12 protein-coding genes and 1 tRNA gene are annotated in these 21,396 nt (G+C 49.8%); 1 reads left to right on the forward strand and 12 read right to left on the reverse strand.

All coding sequences use genetic code 11. The annotated features are described in order from the left end of the window. Positions 1-2 precede the first annotated feature (2 nt). The 11 genes from Pan241w_RS21995 to Pan241w_RS22045 all read right to left on the reverse strand — a co-directional run bounded on the left by Pan241w_RS21995 (position 3) and on the right by Pan241w_RS22045 (position 18,542). On the reverse strand, positions 3-2,609 hold the full coding sequence (locus Pan241w_RS21995) for a serine hydrolase (protein ID WP_145219995.1): 2,607 nt from the start codon (positions 2,607-2,609) through the stop codon (positions 3-5). Next, positions 2,606-4,576 carry a sulfatase gene (locus Pan241w_RS22000; protein ID WP_145219997.1) on the reverse strand — a complete coding sequence of 657 codons (1,971 nt, stop codon included), beginning with the start codon at positions 4,574-4,576 and terminating at the stop codon, positions 2,606-2,608. The genes Pan241w_RS21995 and Pan241w_RS22000 overlap by 4 nt, the downstream gene beginning before the upstream one ends. A gap of 83 nt (positions 4,577-4,659) precedes the next feature. Beyond that, positions 4,660-6,138, reverse strand: a complete 1,479-nt coding sequence (locus Pan241w_RS22005) for a sulfatase (protein WP_145219999.1) — start codon at positions 6,136-6,138, stop codon at positions 4,660-4,662. Between the two features lie 293 nt (positions 6,139-6,431). After that, positions 6,432-9,515: a tetratricopeptide repeat protein gene (locus Pan241w_RS22010; protein WP_145220001.1), complete on the reverse strand. Its 3,084-nt coding sequence runs from the start codon at positions 9,513-9,515 to the stop codon at positions 6,432-6,434. A 720-nt stretch (positions 9,516-10,235) separates the two neighbouring features. Further along, a complete protein-coding gene (locus Pan241w_RS22015) occupies positions 10,236-11,783 on the reverse strand; it encodes a hypothetical protein (protein WP_145220003.1) in 1,548 nt (515 codons plus the stop codon). Beyond that, positions 11,780-12,307 carry an RNA polymerase sigma factor gene (locus Pan241w_RS22020; protein ID WP_145220005.1) on the reverse strand — a complete coding sequence of 176 codons (528 nt, stop codon included), beginning with the start codon at positions 12,305-12,307 and terminating at the stop codon, positions 11,780-11,782. The genes Pan241w_RS22015 and Pan241w_RS22020 overlap by 4 nt, the downstream gene beginning before the upstream one ends. A gap of 310 nt (positions 12,308-12,617) precedes the next feature. Then, the gene (locus Pan241w_RS22025; RefSeq protein ID WP_145220007.1) at positions 12,618-14,015 is read right to left on the reverse strand and encodes a sulfatase family protein; all 1,398 of its coding nucleotides are present in this window, start codon (positions 14,013-14,015) and stop codon (positions 12,618-12,620) included. A gap of 89 nt (positions 14,016-14,104) precedes the next feature. Beyond that, a complete protein-coding gene (locus Pan241w_RS22030) occupies positions 14,105-17,023 on the reverse strand; it encodes a tripartite tricarboxylate transporter substrate-binding protein (RefSeq protein WP_145220009.1) in 2,919 nt (972 codons plus the stop codon). Between the two features lie 296 nt (positions 17,024-17,319). Beyond that, positions 17,320-17,392, reverse strand: a tRNA-Asn gene (locus Pan241w_RS22035). A gap of 157 nt (positions 17,393-17,549) precedes the next feature. Then, positions 17,550-17,993 (reverse strand): ATP-binding protein, encoded by a 444-nt coding sequence (locus Pan241w_RS22040; RefSeq protein WP_232107233.1) that lies wholly within the window; start codon positions 17,991-17,993, stop codon positions 17,550-17,552. Positions 17,994-18,185: 192 nt separating this feature from the next. Next, positions 18,186-18,542 (reverse strand): STAS domain-containing protein, encoded by a 357-nt coding sequence (locus tag Pan241w_RS22045; RefSeq protein WP_145220013.1) that lies wholly within the window; start codon positions 18,540-18,542, stop codon positions 18,186-18,188. Between the two features lie 765 nt (positions 18,543-19,307). On the opposite strand from Pan241w_RS22045, the gene Pan241w_RS22050 reads away from it, so the two are divergent. Beyond that, the gene (locus Pan241w_RS22050; protein ID WP_145220015.1) at positions 19,308-20,519 is read left to right on the forward strand and encodes a hypothetical protein; all 1,212 of its coding nucleotides are present in this window, start codon (positions 19,308-19,310) and stop codon (positions 20,517-20,519) included. Here the strand turns inward: Pan241w_RS22050 and Pan241w_RS22055 are convergent. Then, on the reverse strand, positions 20,481-21,308 hold the full coding sequence (locus Pan241w_RS22055) for a dimethylarginine dimethylaminohydrolase family protein (protein ID WP_145220017.1): 828 nt from the start codon (positions 21,306-21,308) through the stop codon (positions 20,481-20,483). The genes Pan241w_RS22050 and Pan241w_RS22055 overlap by 39 nt on opposite strands. Between the last annotated feature and the right edge of the window lie 88 nt (positions 21,309-21,396).

Genomic DNA, 21,396 nt, shown 5'->3' on the forward strand with positions numbered 1-21,396 from the left:
GGTTATTTCTCAACCGGAATGAAGCGATAGATCGTATCGATGATACGATTATGGTGCTTCGTACGATTGACCGTGTTACTTTGCATGAGCAACACTCCCACCAAATCCCGTTCAAAGTCGACCCAGGCGACAGGGCCCGAATAACCGGGGTGTGACAAAATACGCGAATTACCGTTCACTTTACTGTCTTTAATCTGAAAGGCCAATCCGTATCGACCATTGGTTCCCGGCTGAGGTTGATAGAGTTGCTGTAATGCCTCCGCTTCAATCAGCTGTTTCCCATTGTGAATACCGTGATTCAGATGCAGCTGCATCAGCGTGCCGATATCATCGAGCGTCGAATAGACGCCGCCACCAGCTGTGGAAAACCGCTTGTTCTGTCTTTCGGCCACTTCCAGACCAAAGTTATCCGGCTCGAAGACGCCCGCTTTGCTCGACTGATACAAGGGTGCAAGCTTCTTCAGTTCCTCTTTCGTCGGCTGAATCGTTGAAGCCTTCAGATTGAGGGGTTTAAAGACACGGTTCTGCATCAGTTCGATAAATGTTTTCCCCGTAATTTTTTCAGCCACGCAGGCAGAGAGATCGATGGGGCGACCATACATCATCCGCGTCCCCGGTTCGACGACGAGCCCCAGTTTCAGACAGCCATTCACAAAATCCTCTGGCGTCTGCGGGAAGACATAGTCTTTGAGTTCCGGGCTGGATTTCTCAAGCTGTTTTTCCGACTTGAGCCAGTTATCGTTGGGAATTCCCGAAGTGTGACTGAGCACATGAGACAAACGGACCGGCTGTTTCGGCTTAGCACCGTCGGGCAGTCGGATCTCGGCAAACTCCGGGAAAGTTTTCGCAATCGGATCATCAAACGTCAATAGACCGTCATCCACCAGCGAAGCCATGAGTGTGGCGGTAAACAGTTTACCGGTCGACGCCAGCCAGCAGAGTTGATCCACGGTAAAGGGTTTCTTTGTTTCGATATCGACGACGCCATGTGCTTCGCGCATGACAACCTTGCCACGATGAATAAGCAAAACAGAAATTCCAGGGTAATAACCTTCCTTGATCACCGCCTGAATTTTCGCACGAATTGCGGCCCGGCCTTCATCGGTCAGATTCGTTTTTTCCGTTAGTTGAAAACCGGCAATCGGCATTTTGACTGCATACAGCGATGTTCGAGCGGTTACATACAGCGTTTTGCGATCCGGACCACCAAATGCACAGTTCGCGGGCCCTTCAGGAAACGGAATCACAGCCCGTGTTTCCCCGTCCGGACTGATAACCTGAATGCAGCTCGCACGCGGACGTGTGACGTACAGATTCCCCTGCACGTCAACCGTCAATCCATCGCCGCCACTTGCAGGCTGATCTTCCCGCTGAATCAGTGAGCCGAAAACGCGCCCTTTTCCAATCCGGCCCGGCGATTTGATCGGATACGCCAGCAACTCAGCCTGTCCAGAAGGAAGCACATACAATGTTTTTTCATCGGGAGAAAGCAACACGCCGTTACAGCGTGAAACATCGCTCACCAGTTTGGTGACTTTCCCCTCCGCCGAACAATAGAACACACCACTGGGGCCGGGATTCTTTTTCGAACCGCCGATGTCGCTAAAATAAACGCCGTCATGTGAGTCGAGTACGAGATCATTCACACGATGGAATGGTTTCCCTTCACAGGCTGCGGCGATGATTTTGTATTTTCCTGTTTTGACATCATAGGCCACGATCTGCGCAGGTGCACCCTCCGTTTTCTGACTGCCCGACTGGCAGGCAAACAAGCGTCCGTCGGGATGAAAAAACAGACCGTTAGTCCGCAGACTCTCTTCGAGAAACGTGGACAGTGTGCCGTCAGTTAAAACGCGAAATACCTTTTCGGGGCGCAAGTCTGAAAAATAGACATTCCCTTGTGCATCGGCGGCGGGCCCTTCTGTGAACTGGAATCCGCCATGCAGTTTCTGCACTTCACCAAATTTACCGATGCCCGCGTGTTTTGAATTGGAAGCAGGTCTGATCCGCAGATTGCGAAATTTCAGCGCGCCTGCTGTTTCTCCTTCCGGTCCGCCGGAATCGCCACCCAGCCCGAAGGTCAGTTTGCGTTCGGCAATGTATTCAGCCTTCACAGTGAACTCACTGTCATTCACTGTCACTGCCATCACTGGGCCGTCGAACTGCACCTTAGCTCGATACCATTGGCCGATATTGATCTGATGCGGTTTCTGGAGCAGGTTTTCCGACTCCCCCTTCTTTGCATGACCGAGTACACGAATCTGATCGCGGCTCACTACCAGATGCACAATGTGTCCGCGTTTCTGGGAGCCATTGAAAATAATACCGGCAAATTTCGCTTTGCCTTCCAGACGAAACTCGAACTCGACAATCCCGTCACGCATAACGAAGCGGCGCATTTTGACGGGGCCATGACGACGCGGGCCGGATTCATATCCGCGCAAGACACCGTCCTGTGCCTGCCACGTTCCCAGTCCCCAGAACCATTCTGTTGAAAGCGGTTCCTGAAACGATTCCTGGAGCAGGACCAACGGCTCAGCTGCTTTCGTCGTTGCAGTCGCGGTGATACAGAGAATCAGGCAGAGTAAAATTCGCGTCAGCTTCTTCATGGTTGAGCACTTTCAAAAGACCAGCTTTTCTCTCCGCTTCCCTTACCGGTAAAGCGGATTGTCTGAATTTCCACGGGAGACTCGCCAGCCGGTACATAGAGCCGTACGATTCCTGGTTTTCCCTCTACGGGGAGCGGCAAGTTGACGTCCTGCCACTGCTTGCCCCCCTTGAATGAATACTCCACAGTCTGTCCCGTTCGTGGAAATGTCTCCTGAGCCGCCGTCTTCCACTGCACTTTGCCAAAGCCGCCGGTGGCACTGCGGAGGCGAAGTTTCAACGTCAGCGGGCCGGGCAATTTGACCTGTGCCGTTCCGAGAAACGGCGTGCGACCATCGGCTTCAATCCGTGCGGCCCCTTTGACAATTGTCAGCTTACACATTTTCGGAACCAATCCGAACGCGGGGCCGCGTGAGGGTATTTTCAGACGTGGATTAAAATCAGGGTTAGGTTTGGGTGCGAGTGCTCCCGTCTCTTTGATGAATCCTTCAATCAGCGCATCGAGTTCTTTGACCTTGTCCGGCATTTTGGCAGCCAGGTTCGTCGTTTCGCCGATATCCTCTTTCAGATTGTAAAGTTCATACAGGTCCGGGTAATCGGGATGCGGTTCCCAGCGGCGGATCAGTTTATAATCACCCGCTCGCACCGAGACGGCGGGAATCAGATGCGGGAACCAGGTAAAAAGTGCGTTTCGCTCCAGTGTTCCCTGTTGTAGTAACACCGGTAAGAAAGAAACGCCGTCCAGTATTTGCTCATCCGGCTTTTCAACCTGAACGACATCCAGAATCGTCGGGTACATGTCGATGGGACCGACAACCGTATCCGAAAGAGAACCGGCCTTGATGTGCTTCGGCCAACGCACCATCAATGGCACACGCTGTCCCCCTTCGTAGATCCTTCCTTTTCCTTCACGTAGCGGCGCGTTATTGGTGGGTGCTTCCGGCCCTGCCCACTTGCGGTAGCTTTGGATCGTTTTATATTTGGGATGCCTGGGAGTCACATTCCTCAATTTCGGATCGTCGGCACGCCAACTATGCGTATTGCCGCCATTATCCGAATAGAAGATAAACAGTGTCTTCTCAGTCAGATTCAATTCATCGAGCTTATCCAGCACGCGTCCCAGACTTTCGTCAACGTTCTGCAGCATCGACGCCATGACGGGATTGCGTTGTTCGCCGCGCGGGTCTTTTTTCTTTGCATATCGGGCCGTGTATTGTTCCTTATGCTGCCACGGACCATGCACGGAGTAATGCCAGAAATTCAGGTAAAACGGTTCTGCATGGTGGTTCTCAATGAACCGCAGTGCTTCGTCAGTCAGCCGATCCGTAATGTGCTCTCCTTCAGGACCATCTGTGATGTTGCCGACTTTGTGTCTTGCCGTCGGTTGTCCATCCGCGTGCACTCCGTATGGCGAAAAATAATTCGGCGGCCCCGGATCGGGGGCACAATGCCAGATTGTTTCGAAACCCTGCTTGTCGGGCCAATGCTGGGGCATCGCTCCCAAATGCCACTTTCCAAAATGGCCCGTACGATAACCGGCATCTCGGAGCACTTCCGCCAGGGTAATCAGTTTTGGATCAAGATAACGTTTACTTTCCGGATAGATATATTTTTTATTAGGCGACTTCTTTGTATCATAGCGAGGACCGCCCGGCTGGGGCGGGAGATGTCCAGTGGCACTGGTGATTCCGTGACGTGCAGAATACTGACCACTTAAAATGGAAGCCCGTGTCGGCGAACAGAGGGGCACGGCATACGCGTTCGTAAACCGCATCGACTGCTTCGCCAGCCGTTCCATGTTGGGCGTTTCGTAGTATTGCGATCCGTAAACCGAACTGTCCATCCAGCCCATATCGTCAACCAGAAACAAAACCACATTGGGTTTTGCGGGAGCATCAGCAAATGCCGGCACCAGTACAGAGAAAAACAGAACCAGACAGAATAACGATTTCCAAAGAGACGATTTCATGTTGTTGCCTACCAAGCTAGATCGCGTTGAAATGATCAATCAGGACGAAACATTCACAAGCACTGTCGCGTAACACTTCACGCTTACAGATCTTTCTCCGTCGGTGGAAAACGTTTGCGGCTGTCGCTGTCGACTGGCTTTCCGCTACGCGTATTCCACCATTCGGCTGCCCGCTTTGGATCATAACTCGGATTGGGAATCGGCATTCGGGCGTTGACACCCTGACGCCACACTTTCAGTTTCTGCTTCAAGTCTACGACACGCCCTTTCTTTTCGGATGCAAGATTTTTCGTTTCGCCGATATCATTGCTGATCTGGTAGAGTTCGACATCGCCGGTACCATCGAGATACTCGATCAGTTTCCAATCCCGCTCACGAATGCTGCTCGCAGGTCGGTCGTGGTGGTAGTGGGGATAGTGCCAGAAGAGTGCGCTACGTTTGAGTTTTGCATCGGGATTTTTGAGTAAGGGTAGTAAACTCACCCCGTCGATCGTCTGATTTTTCGGAAGCGTGCCGCCGGCCAGCTCAACAAACGTGGGATAGAAGTCGTATGTGATCGTCGGCTCTGCACAGACGGTTCCGGGTTTTACAAGTGGCGGATACTTGATAATCAAAGGCACGCGAACGCCGCCTTCGTGCAGCGAGCCTTTTTCCCCTTTAAGCGGAGCCAGGCTTGAGACATTGTCATCCGCCTGTTCCCGGTAATCGTAGCGACGATAGAGGCCCCCGTTGTCCGAGGTAAACACAACCATCGTATTGTCGCTCAATCCTTCGGCTTCGATGGCATCGACTATCCGACCGACCATGTCATCGCAATGTTCAATCATGGCGGCATAAACCGGGTGTGGAAATTCGCGTTTCAGACTGGCTGACTTCTGTCGGTACTTCTCGACCTTTTCCGACATCGCTCCCAGTGGAATGTGTACGGCGAAAGGAGAGAGCATCAGAAAGAATGGTTTTTGTTTGTTATCACGAATGAAATCGATACTTAGATCCGCTTCAAAATCAGTTCGATACTGCCCCTGCTTCGGCTTCAAGTCGCGTCGTCCCTGCACCCGATACTTGCCGGGGAGATGTGGTCCGCCAATAACGGCTGAAAAATCGTATCCCTGTCGGTCAGGCTGAAACTGAGGTCCGTTGCCCAGATGCCATTTTCCGATATAGCCAGTCTCGTAGCCAGCGGAATTCAGCGATTCCGCAACGGTGACCGTATCGAGCGGCAAAGCCATTGTCGGACGCGGAGTAATCACACGTTCAAACGGTCGCCAGTGCCCGGCGATAAAATCGGTAATGCCGATGCGTGCCTGATTCTGTCCCGACTGCAACGCACACCGCGTGGGAGAGCAAACGGCACCGGCTGCATAAAAATCGGTAAACCGCATCCCTTCTTTAGCCAGCTGATCGATCCGCGGCGTGTCCACAAAATCATTGCCATAACAGCCGACATCCTTCCAGCCCATATCGTCAATAAAAATGAGCACGATGTTAGGTCGCTCGGCAGCCGTCGTCGGTCCCGCAGCAATCAACATGAAAAATAAAGACAGAACCATCACGCGCGCCATGATTTCAGCTCCCGTTGTTTAGAGTATTCCTGCTGCCACTGAAATGACAGATTTCTTACCGATTCAATACCACTTACATCTTACATGTAAACAGAGGCTGCAGAAATGGTAAAGTATTACATTGCAACTCATTATAAAAATTTGGAAAGCAGAAAAAACGGTAGATTTGTCTTCCCGAATTCATTGAGTCCAATAGAGAAAGAAAACACAGGGGGGGCCGATTGAAATGAAAGTATTGCGGAATCTTTGGCGAGCAGAATACTTAAGTTACTCACTCAGCGATAATAAAAGTCCTATTCACCTGCCGGATAGCGATAGGGTGTAGCTGCTTCGTATAATTTCTGACGGTCCTGCAATTCGGTTTTCAAGTTGGCACTGGCAAGAGTAATTGCTTCCTGATTGGCCTTTAATGCTTCTTCATAATTGTCATTTTCGGCATAAGCCACCGCTAAAGCTGCCCAATGGGTTGCCTTGAAGTCAACCTGATAGTTGCTACTGCATCTTTTCCCAAATTCAGCTAGTTCAAGTGAACTTTTTTTATCTCTGAGTTCTGCATCATTACTTGCTGCTTTGATTTCCGCAGCAGCCATGATGACATCGAAATTCTCCCGATATTCTTTCATCGCTAATTCCAAAGCGACGAGTGCCTCTCGATATCTGCCCAGCTTGTATAATGCCAGACCTTGAAATTGCTGGAATTTTTCCAGTTCGGGCCACTTAGTAAGCGTTTCATTCGAGAGTAATAACAGTTGATCGGCAAGCCCTTGGTCCCAATATAATTCACACAATTTGAATCTGGCTACAGCATCTTCCGGATCCGTTTCGACCCGCTTCTCCCAATATGCAATACGCTCTTCAATCAGCGTTTCTTCCGTCGGCAGGTCATCTGCGGAAAGACGCCGGATCCTCACATTTTTCAGTTTCCAAACATACTCTGACGTACATGGAAGTCGGGAGGATTTGCTTTTCGAATCGCTACTGAATATCAAATGAAACGGCTGCTGAAGGACTTCATTAAAACGAACGAAATCCGGGTAGTTCCCAAGCGTTACTTCACTTGAACGCTGTCTCATCTTCCAGTCAATCAAATGCATGCCTGGATTCATGATTCGAATCGATTGGGCGTTTTGTTCCATCTTCTGATTTAAAGAATAGACTCTGAAACCGCAGTGAAGTTCTTCTGAGGTGCGGAACTCAATAGGAGTTTTTGCTTCAGGGTAAGACCAACTTCCACGAATACCTACATAGAGGTCAGGTTTTTTTTCGGTTTTTTCGTCATCGTTCGCATTGAAATCAGTCCATCGAATACCGATTTCAGTCTTGCCGGCATAAGATGCCATTTGCTCAACATGAGCTTGAATCTGAAGAGGTGCTTCAAAATTTATCAGTGGCCGCGCCCAGGAGGACTTTGACTGAATCGTTTCTCGACAAATGAGCATATTTTGATCCTGCTCACTCCAGTCAATCTGATCACTACTGATTTCCCAGCCGAGACCTTTCTCGCGAAAACTCAATTCCACCCAGTCACCTTGGAAATATGCTTTGAGTTGCCTTAGCATTTCTCCGGTGTGCGAATAGTAGTGCCTGGCCAGATCATCTTTTGCGGTCAGTTTTAATGCCTGCCACTCTTTTTCCAATGGTTCAAGTTCGGATACGTTCGTATTGGCAGGCCACTGTTTTCGCAATTCTTGATCGAACTGCATGACGCGATCATGTACCTCTCCCTGGGCTGCAAAAAGCCTATATAACAGAAACTTCCCAAGACGATGCTTATATTGAAGCTGAGAGAAATCAAGATCACCTTCAGCCGCCTTGTACTCGGCGATGGCATCTTGAGGACGACCTATCTGTTCAAGGAATAATCCGATTCTTGTTCGGTAGTAAGCAGTATCTCCATATAATTTTTCATCTGGATGAGCCGCCCGGTATTTTGCGCGTCTGGCCAGAAATTCGTCCATGATTGAATCAGCACCAAAACTCTCAAGCTGTTTCCTGTCCTGATTAAATTCTCGTCTATTTAGGTATTGCAGCATGTCCACAACAAAATAGGGCACAACGGTGTCAAATCGATTACTGTCAAGACATTTCTGAGCGAAGCTACGAAACTGACCTAAGCTACCTCCCCAGCGAGGTAACATGGAACTCATGACGCTGTAATAGGAAGGGTAATGATCGAAACGTTTTTCCACACAGCGGCGAAACCAGTCAACAGGTTCATACTCCCTGTCCTGCCCCGCTAATGCGACAGAGATCAATTTATACGCAGGATACAAGGAATTCGGTCGCAATAAATAAGCGTATTCCAAATGAACCTTACCCATGCTCAAGTTTTTTTCGAAAAAATCAACTTCGCCCCAATTCATATCTTTGGTCAATCTTCCACCTCGTCCATCCCATGCTCTTTCTACAAGGCGAACACCAACCAACCAATGCTTAATAAATGGATCTATCTTCTTTGATTTCAAACAGCCGACCAATAATTCGTTGTGAAACAAGAAATCATTCTGATCCCAAATACCAGCTAATTTAAAATGCACACAATCGTGCCATTGCTCTGTTTCTGATTCTGCCTCCAGCCAACGTAAAATGCTGACGATTAATGCGTGCCTTTGCCCCTCGCCCCCATAAGGTCTGCAGTCAACGACAAACATTCGAAGATAGACTTGAACAATGGGCGGGTACTGGCTTTTTCGCAGTTTCTCGATGCAGTCTATCCACATTGCCTCAGCCGCGGCGGTATCTCCTGTTGCCTGATATAAAATATAGGCAACATAAGTACGCAATAAAGGATCCTTGGAATCCAGCTCAATCACCTGATTTGCTAACTGCAGCAGTTCGGCATCGGATAAGGAATCAGGTTGCCCCGTCACTTTAAACAGATAAGCATGCAGAAACTTCTCACCCGCTTCTTTGACTGCTTCCTTGTCCGTAGTCAACTCACGATACGCTTCCAATTCTTGTAGGCGGAATTGGAGATATTTCTCATTAAAGTCGCGGACCGTTGAACTATTTTCAGAGAGCGGTAAATCAATGGGTTGATTTAATGTTTTCCCTGCTTGATCTAATTTTAATTCTTTGGTTTTTTCACGTGCTTTCCTGGCAACCTGATAAATATCCTGGCTGAGTTCCAGATAATCGCCGTTAAAAAGATAAACGGGGCCATTCCCATAGTCAGGAATATCGAGTGGTTTTTCGGCACGCCGTTTGGAGTCACCATATCCAAGTCGACGAATCTCAGCAGCAATTTTGTATTCCTTATCAGCCTCTCTCTGGCGCGCTTCTTTGTCTTTCGTAAAAACAAACGCAGCCAACAAAGCCAGTAATATCAAAAAAAGTAACGTAAAACGAACTAATGTATTTTGGAGCAGAGAGAACACAGATCTTGTTTCCTTTCTCAGCCAAAGGATAACCAAACAGCCCCACCTCAATTCAGAACAAACATACAGACCCTGAATTATCGGAGAACGGTGGTCACCAATCAAGCTGGAAGTAACTCCGACAAGGGAAATTGATCGAGATCACATCGGGATTCCAACTTTGCATGAACACACTGTTTCGTAAAGTGATCCACTTACTCCAAAGCCGCATCAACCACAGTCAGTTTCGTAGCTTATGAATGATCCGAAGCATCTTTCATAAGAAAGTCCCGAGGTTTTCTCAGAAAGTTAAAATGCTATCTGCTACTAAAGTGGCTAACAAAAAGCGCTGGGCGATTTCTCTACCAGCGTTTATGTCAATTGATGGGTCACGCTTATTGATAAGCATAACCAGAAGCTCCCCATACAAAACCCTCTTCGTAACGACTCTCGTTGGAACGAAAATCACTAGACTTGAAAACAAGGGAGTTATAAAAACCCGAGCCCGCTACTGCACCCCTGAACACAGACAGCACGTCTCGAACTTTTGACGGAACAATTGAGCCGAAAAGTCGCGCAAAACCGTTAACCAAAAACGCTCTGCGAACTGGTTGCCGCTACGTGCCGACTGAGTCGACCATGCAGCCAAGTTACCGATTCGCCTGCTCCGCCCATTTCACTGTCGGAAAGCGGAGAGCATGAGAGGTGGCATCTGAAGAATGGGTTAGCCTTTCTGGTGAATCAATCACTGGAAACCGTGGCCCCCTGTTTGCGGGCTTCTTGTAACAACCGGTCGATGTCGAACTGTGCAAGAGGGGGTTCCTTGGCTTGGAATGGTTGGATGTGAAACAACGTGACGATCGTTTCCTCAGGAAGGCCAGGACGATGAAGTGTGGTAATCCGCATTGCAGGATACCAGCGATCACCGGGTAGCTGTCGCAAATCAGTCAGCCTGTGCTCCTCAGTTCGGCGCCAGCCGTCGGAATCCAGGGTCCAATCAATCTGTTCAACAGCGATGTGATCGTGAGCAGGATCGAACCAGCAGTCCTTCCGCCAGTTGACCCCCTCGAAACGGATTCCGATTAAACCAGCGTCTTTCTTGCCGGGAGTATTGAGCCGAGTGGCAGTTCCCCCAATTGGCCAGAAACAATCCATTGGAATAATCAAATTGCCCCTACCGCGCGGCCCGATGCGGATTCGGTTCTCGCGAGTGTTGTAATCGACTCGCCTTTGGCCGTCGTTCAAAAGAATGTTCCATGGCTGCGGTGTCTCGAACCAATCCCAGAGACGGACTTCGGAGGCATCGTATCGCAGTCGACAGAATTTGACGGGCCCCCAGTAGAACCCGCTTTCGTCCCACTGTGGCAATCCGTCCTGGTAGAACACCTGCATTTCCTCGCCCCAGATAAGAGCGCGGTAGCGAGTTGGAAACCGCCCAATCGCTTCGTCGATCTTCTTCAATGCTTGGACAAGTTCGGGTTCGGACGCTGGCTGAACGTCCGACATAATTCGTACAGGGAGATTCGCCGGCACTCCCAAGTCGGCCAGACTTTGTGGGCCAGATTGGGGAAAGCTGTAGCGGCCGTCCTGATATGAGCCATCCAACAAACGCTGCCGCACTCGTACCGGGAGTTTCGTTTGCGGATCGACCCAAAGCTGCCGCTTGACAACGCGCTGCTTGAGGGAGTTCTGCCCGAAAAAGTCAAACCGGATCAATTGCTGTCCCTGCACTGATTCCGTGTTCCGAGTCCAGGGGGGGCTGTTGCCGGTTGGCAGATCGGCATTCGGCGTGGTCAGCCATTCCTGTGGGAGACCAACGGCATCCAGCGGCGAACTCGGCGATCCGAGGGCCGTTCGTGGCAAATGGTCTTCTATGATAAAGTGGAGTTGAGGCCTCCATTGCTGGTGGATGTTGCGCCGATGATCATGGTACGCGGCGTTCCCATTGCGGTCGCGGTGCCAACTCTGATGTTCTCCCAACAGGATCCAAAGTTCGTCCCCCGTATCGAATTCTACATGCAACCAGTGCTCGCGGCCAATCGCCTCGCGGAGCTCCGCCAGAGTCAGTTCAGGCGCACTCAAAGACAACAGCCATACTGCCAATAACACCAGTACCGAGACAGACAGTCCTAAGCTCGATTTCATGATTCGGAGTCCTTTCCGATTGCTTGGAGTAAAAACCGGCGAATTGGGCAGGCGATCCATCACCTTGTCCACAAGGGAGCTTTCCGGAGGGAGCGGCTTCCCGAGACATTGCAGCAATTCGTCAAGTTCATGATGCGGATTCATACTTCGACCTTCCGTAGAATTTTCTGCAACCGCTCCAGGGCACGCGAGAGTTGTTTGGTTACGGTACCCACAGGGCGGCCGGTCAATTCGGCAATGACTCGAACAGAATGGCCGTCCACATACCGGAGCAGCACGACTGCGCGTTCATGCTGGGGTAGGCCTTGGATTGCGGCCAACACATCGTGAAGTTCCGCCTCATCGCCCTCCACTACGGGAGGCGTGGCGATCTCAGATACCGTATCCAGAGAACACGCATCGATTTGCCGCCGTCGCAGCACCAGGGCCGCCCGTCGCTCGGCAATCCGTGCCACCCACGGACCGAACAATGCAGGACTACGAAGCGACTGCAGATTTTCGTAGGCGGCGAGAAACACATCCTGAGTGACATCTTGTGCCAGGTGATAGTCCTTCACAACTGACCAAACGGTGGTAAGGACGAGTCGCTCATATCGCCGCACGAGTTCGGCGAAGGCAGCCCGCTCACCACACATCACAGATTTCACTAGTTCAGCAGTCGATGTCAAGATCTTTGCTCCAAACTTCCTTGTGAGAGCCCATATCTTAATAGATGCGCGCCGTGACCGAAATGCGACAAGAAAAGCCTGTGATCTCGCGGAATTCTCCGGCCCGTTCAACCCTGAGCAAGGCGGTCGAGTCTGGCCCCCTGCATCCTGACTTTCCGCCGCTCACTCTACCGATTGAGCTGTCGAGAATCAGGCTTCGCGGCAAGCGCAGTCTCTCAAACAGGTTATGCGTAAAATAATCTGTGAGAAAAGCGTTAACTCTGCGGGACCGTACACCAGGAGAGATGACAGCAGCATCCCCATAGCCGGATCACATCGGGGCAATCCGTTTGGAGCCAACATCAGTTGTTAAGACGACATGACTATTAAAGCTCGCTAAGATCAACTGCTGTTTGGCAGCCTGATGTTCCGGGTCGTCCCACAAGTTGTTGTGTTCCCAGGGATCCGTTTGCAAATCGTAGAGCTCTCCCAAATCCTTGTCGTGATACAGAGATAATTTATACCGGTCGTCGCGATACATGGTCGCAAAACTGCCCTCCCCGCCCGTGAAAAACGGATCGAGTGCGTCAAAGTATTCACAGCGAACACTATCGCGAATTTGTGAGCCTGATTCTTCGCCTGTGAGGACCGGGAGCAGGCTCTGCCCCTGATGATAGTCAGGGATGGGAATACCTGTTAAATCGAGTAATGTGGCAGAAAGATCGAGTAATTCCACAAGCCCGGTTGCACGCTGGTTGGCCACAAAGTGTCCCGGCCAGGAGAAAATCAACGGTACCCGGATCAATCCTTCATAAAATCGACATCCCTTTTGTACCAGCCCATGATCTCCCAACGTCTCACCATGGTCTGAAGTGAAAATGATGACCGTATTGTCTCTCTGTCCTGTTGATTCTAATGCGTTGAGGATCCGCGCAAACTGATCGTCAATTTGAGCAATCATTGCATAATAAAGTGCCTGAACTTTTTTCAGCTCACTGATTTCCGTGGACATCGTGACAGGCTGAAAATCAACCCGGGAAAGCAGTTCCTGGGTCGCCTGATCAGACTCCTCAAAATGGGGACCCGGCATCGCGGCAGGGTCGAACATATTCGCATATTTTTCAGGAGGCGTAAACGGAGGATGCGGGTCATAGATATTGATATTCAGCAACCAGGGCTGTTGATGATCCTGTTCGATAAATTCGATCGCCCGATCGGAGGCCCATTTTGTCTGATGGTATTCGGGGTCAACATTCTCTTTGCTGTTTCGCATGTCATCAAGGCTTTTACCTTGAGCACGTACCCAGTCGGCATAATCGTGTGTTCCTTCAGGCCAATCATCACGCGGAGCATGGCTGTGCTGCCAGAGTGTGAACCCATCATCCAGCCGAGGTTCTGCGCGATGGCCGGCACTCACTAAATGAAATTTTCCAATCAACCCACACTGGTAACCACTCTCTGCGATTAACTTGCTGATCAGTGGTGGCCAATCAGGAAAGGTGTCGTTGCCATTTCTGGTATTGTGTAAGCGCGAAGGATACAGCCCGCTCATAAAACTCGCCCTGCTGGGGGTACAGATTGGACTTTGGCAATACGCATGCGTAAAGGCCACCCCCTCTTCCACGAGCGAATCAACCACAGGCGTTTTCACATACGCGTTCCCCAGCGCACCAATGGTGTCAAACCGTTGCTGGTCGGTGCAATACCATAAAATATTAGGACGGGTCATGGAATCGCCTTCGTGTTTTAGAGACTTTGTGGTTGAAAAAACTCTGCAACCTCTGCGTGAGGTCTATTTTCTGCGCTGGAATGAACCAGTTAGGGCAGTACAACAGAGAATACTGATGTGAACACAATTTCTGTACCCAAACCAGTCAACAAAGAGAGTTCGATGAGAATTAACAAATACCTCGGTTGCCATTTTGCCATAGCTCCGCCAGTGACTGCAACCATAAATGCAGTTGCCAGCCAGTAACTGAGCCAGCCCTGTTCTAACACCAGCACATAACAGCAAAGCAGTACAAAACAACAAATGGCCAGCCAGATGCGCGGCTTGCAGCTTGAGAATCTATTTGTTGACGGTGTTTGACTGAGACGTTTTTCCTGTACGACGATAATGCTCATCAATGAGAGAGTTGCCATGATCATATAGAAAGGAAAATCAGGAATCTGAACTGTTGATCCGGGAACCAGTTCGCTAAATTTCTTCTCACTTTGGCTGATGTTCTCATTTAATTTCTCGCCCCGATAAAACACCGGTGCAATAGACAACACCCGCAAACTATTCCGCACAGAATCGGATTGCATCGCCCGCTCCAGTGTATCTGCCAGTAGATCAATTCGCTCTTGCGGAGTACCTTTGGGTGCCCACCAGTAAAACGAGTTACCAACCACGGCATCGATATGCTGTTCGCGAGCCGTCGAAACGTCCGGCAGGGCGGCTTGCCTCTTGTCAGACAATACTGCCAAAGCGCGAATCTGCCCGTCTCCCTGATAGGACAGAAATTCTGCCAGCGAAAAAATGGTGGCATCGATATGACCACCAATGAGCATCGTATATCGCTTTTGCCCATCTCCCGATTGCACATAATTAAAATATTCACCACCAGAGGCCTGTTCTATCTTTTTGGCAGCGAAATGGGCGACTGCCCCGAAATTGGTTCCAAATTGAACTTTACCAGGATGGTTCTCGGCGTAATGCAACAGCTCAGCCAGATTTTTGTACCGGGCATTTTGATGCGTTGCTACCACCAGGTTAATCTCTCCCGTTTGGGCAATCGGATCAAAAGCCTCCGGACCGTAGTTCACTTTGCCGGAGTATTTCGATGTAATAATCCCCTCATGGTTACAGAGTATTTTGTAACCATCGGCCCGCGCCTGTTTGACATTTCGGCTCCCAATCGTACTACTGCCCCCCGGCTGATTAATGATGACGACAGGTTGTTTCAGCAGCTTATTCTCGGTGATGGACTTTTGAATGATTCTGGCAAACAGGTCCGTTCCGCCTCCTGCAGAAAACGGCACGACAACCTGAACGGGGCGTTGTGGAAATTGCGTCAGCTCATGTTGATTCGCGAAGAAACCAGAAAACTGAAAGACGATCATGCCAATAATGGCCGTCACCGCAACAGTATGCCAAACTGGTAAACCGTATCGACTCCAAAATGAGTGAGACTCATCTTCTGCGTTCTCACTCAATATTTCTGAGGAATTAAGAGCAGTCGTCTTTTCGGCATCATCATGCAAGGTCTCTTTTTTGCTGTCCGATTGTTTGCGGAACCGACGCACAAGCGGCACAATCAGCAATAATGCAGAGATGGCGACAAAGAGTAAAGAAATGGGCCGAGTGATGATCGGTAACCAGCTACCATGCGATGACATTAGCCCGGCGCACAAATTTTCTTCCGCAATCGGACCTAAGACAAAACCAATGACAAAGGGTGCCAATGGGATTCGGTTTCGCTCTAATACCAGTCCCAGCAGCCCGAAACCGAGCATCACCCAGACATCGAACATTCGGTTCGACAACGCAAATGCTCCGGCAATGCAAAAGGTGAGAATAATGGGTAACAAAAAAGGACGTGGAAACCGTACCAGTTTTGCCAGAAAACCGACTGATGCAATCATCACCGCAAACATGACCAGGTTTGCCAGAAAATAGGTCCCCATAATGGTATGCACGAGTTCGGGATGATCGCTGAATAACCGCGGACCTGGTTGCAAACCATGCAGAACTAATGCGCCGAGCAAAATGGCATCGATCACACTGCCAGGGATGCCCATCGCCACGAGTGGAATTAAAGCGCCTCCTACAGTCGCATTATTGGCTGCTTCTGAAGCAATAATCCCCTCAGCAGAACCGGAACCGAATTTCTGTGGAGTTTTGGAACTGTTTTTGGCGGCTGAATAAGCGGCTATCGAGCCGATGTTGGCACCAATGCCGGGAAGTATTCCAATAAATGTTCCAATAAAGGAAGACCGCAACATATTAACCCATTGATTTTTCCAATCTCTGAAAGTAAGCCACAACCCACTGTGTGTTACCGAGACGCGCGGAACTTTCTTGTCAATATTCGCAATATCGCGCAGCACCTGATTGATCGCAAACATTCCAATTAAAACGGGCAACAATTTGAAACCACCATTGAGAGGAGTGAACCCGAATGTGAGTCGTACTTCGCCAGTGGCTGCGGAAATTCCCGGCATGGCTGCCAAAATTCCCAATGTTCCCGAAAAGAGTGAGCGCGTCAGCGATGCACCATCAATGGTCGCGATTAGCACCAGGGCCATCAACACCAGCGAGAAGTACTCAAAAGGTCCCAATTGTGTTGACCAGCGGGCAATCGGGGCAGACAAGGTGACTAAAAACACACAGGAAATTAAACCACCCACCAGGGAAGCATAAATTCCCAGCCCCAGCGCACGACCGGGCTGACCTTGTTGCGACATGGGGTATCCATCAAGCGTTGTCATAACAGAGGCGGGCGTGCCGGGCATTCGCAAGAGTGTGCCGGTTATCAAGCCACCGCTGATTGATCCCACATACATACTCACTAACAATGTCATCGCCAGTTGAGGATCGAGCGTAAACGTCAACGGCAACGTGAGTGCAATCAACATGGCGCCGGTTAACCCGGGAATCGCACCCACGAAGATACCAAGCGATGTTCCCACAAAAATCAGCGTCAGGCTGAGAGGTGTAGATAATTGAACAACTGTCGTTTGAATCGCATCCATATTTTGTGCTGGTGCAGATGACTGCTTGACCCCTTACTCAACGGCGACCGTTAGATCGTGATTCATTGAAGAATGATTTTCACCAACAAGACTCCCGATTACGAAGGAGAGCGAAGATGATTTCGTGTTGCCTGATTTTTCCCTAAGGTTCTATCATTATCCTGATACATTGTATCTCAAAACAGATAGTGAACATGTCTACTATGATCATGGATCAACAAAAAACGCCGGGCGATTTCTCGACCGGCGTTTTTGACAAGTAATGGGTCATGCTTGTTCCTAAGCATAACAAGAAGCTCCTCGACAAGGACTCGAACCTTGAACCTAGCGGTTAACAGCCGCTCGCTCTACCGATTGAGCTATCGAGGACTATGTTCGTGGTAAAAGAAAGCTCTCAACCACGTTATGCGTATAAGATATTGTGAGAATTAGATGAAGTCAACCGAAGTTAATCATGATCCACTTGGGTTCTGGCAAAATTCTCAAGAAAAATGAGGCGGATTTCGGACATCGTAACTGTTTTGTGTCACTCAGCTTCGGCGTCCGGTTGCTCGGGGGCCACCCCTTTGATCTTTTCCAAGGTGACTTTATTGCCTTGCTCATTGTATTCGATGAGGTTCATAAAGGCCCCCATCAGCATGATTCCCCGGCCACAGGGGCGTTCGAGATTTTCCAGCAGGGTAGGATCCGGGACATCGGTCCGGTCAAAGCCTTCGCCTTCATCCTGGATTTCAATGCGAACCCGTTCGTCGCTCAACCAGCAGTTGATTTCAACGCTTTTGTCAGGCGACATGCGATTCCCATGCTTGATGGCATTCACCAACGCCTCTTCCAGAGCCAGGCGCACGGCAAAGACATCGCGATCTGGATACTCACGTACCTCAAGAGCCTCGACAATCCTGGCTTGAACAGCCTGACCTTCCGAGGTATCGCTGGGAATCGTTACTTCAAAGTGTTCGTCCGATGACATGTATTTGGCCAGCACACGATTTCTGGTGATTATCCAGTTACTATTTAGAGATAGTTCAAGCAGTTTTCAGGAAAACAGATTCAAAAATCAACGCCCGAATTCCTTGCTGAAAGATCTCACAACATTTTGTTCTCCAAGAGTGCTTTGTGAACGACTGGGAATGCATCCGAACCTGCCATTCCCGAGCCAAAGCTAAAACCCTTCGAGAGCAGCTTCCTGTGTTTCGGCGATATCAAAAAGTTGATTCAGTCTCGTAATGGCAAATACTTCATAGATATCAGGACGAATTGAACAAAGTTTCAATTTCCCCTTTGCCTTTTTAACTTTTTTATCCAGTGTAATTAACTTTCCGAGTGCTGCACTGGAAAGATATTCGACATTGGAAAAGTCGAGAATAATCTTCTTGCGCCCATCTTCATCGACAAGTCCGAATAATTGCGTCCCGATGATCTGGATGTTTCCTTCATCAAGAATCTTCTTGTCAATAAACTTTGCAATGGTGACATCATTGACTTCCTCGATGTCAACACGACGGTGACCAGCTGCCATAATTCCAGCCCACCCTCTTCTAAAAAGACAAAATCCGACGTTGGCACATGCATTCCCTATGAATACATTATCGTTGACGTGAAATACCTACGATTGCCTGGCCCGATCGGAATCGATCATAAAAACGAATTGAATAAAGTAACAAATTATATCTGCTTCGACTAAAAAAGGAATCACCTAAACAGATATTCCCATTAGACTAACATCAATTTGCATCCGGACAACACGTCCCTGGTTATGCATGATCATCACGCTTTCGTTCCTTGCTGTCAAGCATATTCGCAAGATTGTTTACGGGAATCTACCGGTCTAAGTGCCATATCCAGCAGACTTTGTGTAATCTCGCAGACTCAGGTCGTCTAAATCCCCGTTTATTCCGGTGAAAAGTCGCCACGAAATCGACCTCTCTTTCGAAATCCAGGCTGCCGAATTCTCATGCTGCCTTTGTAAAGACATTGATACGTCTCTCAGTGGATCGTGTTAAACGATTGAAACAACACAGCAGCCCCCCTTCACGGAACTCTGCTTGAAGGAAGCACAACCGCTCGGTTTCTGGCGGTAATCGAACATTTTTCCTGATTTCTCCTTAACTGCAATTGGCATAACCCTGACAGATTGCCTGCGCCCTGGAAAACCTTGCTTTCGCACGTTCCTGAAAGAGCACCGACCTGATCTCAGGCGCACTGTTTGCCTCTTAGTGCTGTTTGACAAAGTACATTTCGCCCTCACCGGCGGTTCTGTTTGACTCTTCACCCGGGGAACACCATGCAACGTCGATTTCGCTACGCCCTCATCATTCTGACAGTGAGTCTGGGTTCGAGTTCCCTCCTCCAGGCAGGAATCGAAATCGAGTTGACAGACGGAAGAGCCCTCACTGCCGACCGAATTGAGTGGGGCGCCTCGTCGACTTTGATCCTCGAATCAGCTTGCCAGAAAGGCATTGTTTCCTCAACACTTTCACTGGAGCAGATCAAGCGACTCTCGATTGATGGCTCGCACTATGATCAGGAAACAATTCAACTGGCTTCATCAAACCGACACTTGATTCAGCCAGCTACGTTCACATCCATTCAAAATGATCCAAGAGAGAGAGCGACTTCCCTCCGGCATCTGTCTGAGAAAGCCCCCGCGTTGGATTTTCATTGCCGATTACCGCGTCCTTGCACTTCCAGTCGGAGTCGTGGCACAATTATTGGCATTCATGATGATCCGCTGAGTGCTTATGAGCCGATGTTGAATCAGGTTTATCCTGAAGGCGTTCCGACTTTGGAACGTGGGTTTGCTCTGGAACTGATGCGTTCCCAGGCAACCCAACGGGCTTTGGGAGCACCCCCGCAACCGCAAGACTTCCCACCACCCCCGGCAGCGAATCCGATCTTGGGGAAACTGACACAGATTGCAGTCCAGGCGACTCCGCTGAATACACGTGGCAAAGCGGACTGGAATGCACTGGCGATTCGCGTGCAGGGCTTTGACCGAATGGGCAATCCCGCTCGGATTTCCGGAAATGTTAACATCACCCTGTATGGCCAGCGTCAATTGCTGTTACCTGTCTGGGATCAGCAATTTCTAGCGAAACCGATTGAGACGATTTCGCTCGCGCAATGGACGCGTAATTGCTCGACCACGCCACGCACACAGACTCCGCGCGTTGGAAACGCGTTTGGTGCAGGTCAGCTGACTGATCAGACCTGGATTGTGTTATTACCTTCGCCGATCCCTGAACAGAACCCGAATGTTTACGCGCTCGGTGAAGTCCAGGTTTCACTGGTCTCTCCCGGCATCGGAACGTTTGAAGCTTCGACGCCCGCTGTGCCCTTGAAACATGTTTCGCTCACCCGAGATCTCTCACTGGCAAACGACGGCTCGCGTTTCTTTCCGTCCGAAACGACCTCGTCGGGTGTCTATCGTATGAAGCGTTTGAACTACAATGCTGCCTCAAGACCAAGCAGCCGCACACTCTCCATCCAGCCTTAAGGTCAGGCATTTCGCAGAGCCGCCTGCTTTGATGAATTCATCCAGGGGCGTGCTGTGTGCCTCATAACCGCGTTCCTTAAGATCTTTTTCCAGTTGAGGGCAGCCTGTATTCAAGGCCACCGATTTCCCGATCACGACGGCATTACAGGCAAACCGCTGCGCTTCCTGATCCACAACAGGAATCAAATGCGGGATATGTTCTTTTAAAGCTTGTTGCGCATAGCTGTCAAAAGCGGGTGGATAATAAATGGCTTCCGTCTCACTGAGAGGACAGAAGCAGGTATCGAGATGATAATAGAATTCATCAACCAGTTGTAACGGAATCACGCGGCAGTTCATTTCACCGGCTACCCATTGCAGGGCCTTCACATCGCTGCGAATCAGATAACCGGCAAAGAGTGTGTCTCCGCAAAACAGCGCATCGCCGGCCCCTTCAAAGAAATAATCGTCGGGCATCTCAATTGTTTCAAAGCCAGCCTCTTGAAACCAGTCCCGATCGACGGCGGTTTCTCCCTGTCGCGCTTCATGCCGAAACAGGGACAGAAATGCCTTGTCTTTCCAGATGAGTCCGGCGTTCGCCGTAAAGACGAGGTCGGGCAGCCCTTTGACGGGTGCTATCAACTCAATACGGGCATTCAAAGTCTGCAGAAGCTGATGCAAGGCCTCCCACTGCTGCCGGGCCACGTCGAGATTACTCTGTTGACTGCGGCTCATCCAGGGATTGATTTCGTATTCAATCCCATAATAATCGGGCGGACACATTAAGATGGTGGGGGTATTGAATTTCAATGCAGCTCGCTTTCTTGATTGTGATTCCAGCTGATCTCTATATTTTCAATTCACTTCGGATACTCTCATTATACCATCGTCAACTGAC

This window comes from Gimesia alba (assembly GCF_007744675.1).
GTDB lineage: Bacteria > Planctomycetota > Planctomycetia > Planctomycetales > Planctomycetaceae > Gimesia > Gimesia alba.

Bases quoted from the DNA above. Each gene is read 5' to 3' on its own strand.
- Pan241w_RS21995 (WP_145219995.1), bottom strand. From the start codon at position 2,609: ATGAAGAAGCTGACGCGAATTTTACTCTGCCTGATTCTCTGTATCACC.
- Pan241w_RS22000 (WP_145219997.1), bottom strand. From the start codon at position 4,576: ATGAAATCGTCTCTTTGGAAATCGTTATTCTGTCTGGTTCTGTTTTTC.
- Pan241w_RS22005 (WP_145219999.1), bottom strand. From the start codon at position 6,138: ATGGCGCGCGTGATGGTTCTGTCTTTATTTTTCATGTTGATTGCTGCG.
- Pan241w_RS22015 (WP_145220003.1), bottom strand. From the start codon at position 11,783: ATGAATCCGCATCATGAACTTGACGAATTGCTGCAATGTCTCGGGAAG.
- Pan241w_RS22025 (WP_145220007.1), bottom strand. From the start codon at position 14,015: ATGACCCGTCCTAATATTTTATGGTATTGCACCGACCAGCAACGGTTT.
- Pan241w_RS22030 (WP_145220009.1), bottom strand. From the start codon at position 17,023: ATGGATGCGATTCAAACGACAGTTGTTCAATTATCTACACCTCTCAGC.
- Pan241w_RS22040 (WP_232107233.1), bottom strand. From the start codon at position 17,993: ATGTCATCGGACGAACACTTTGAAGTAACGATTCCCAGCGATACCTCG.
- Pan241w_RS22045 (WP_145220013.1), bottom strand. From the start codon at position 18,542: ATGGCAGCTGGTCACCGTCGTGTTGACATCGAGGAAGTCAATGATGTC.
- Pan241w_RS22050 (WP_145220015.1), top strand. From the start codon at position 19,308: ATGCAACGTCGATTTCGCTACGCCCTCATCATTCTGACAGTGAGTCTG.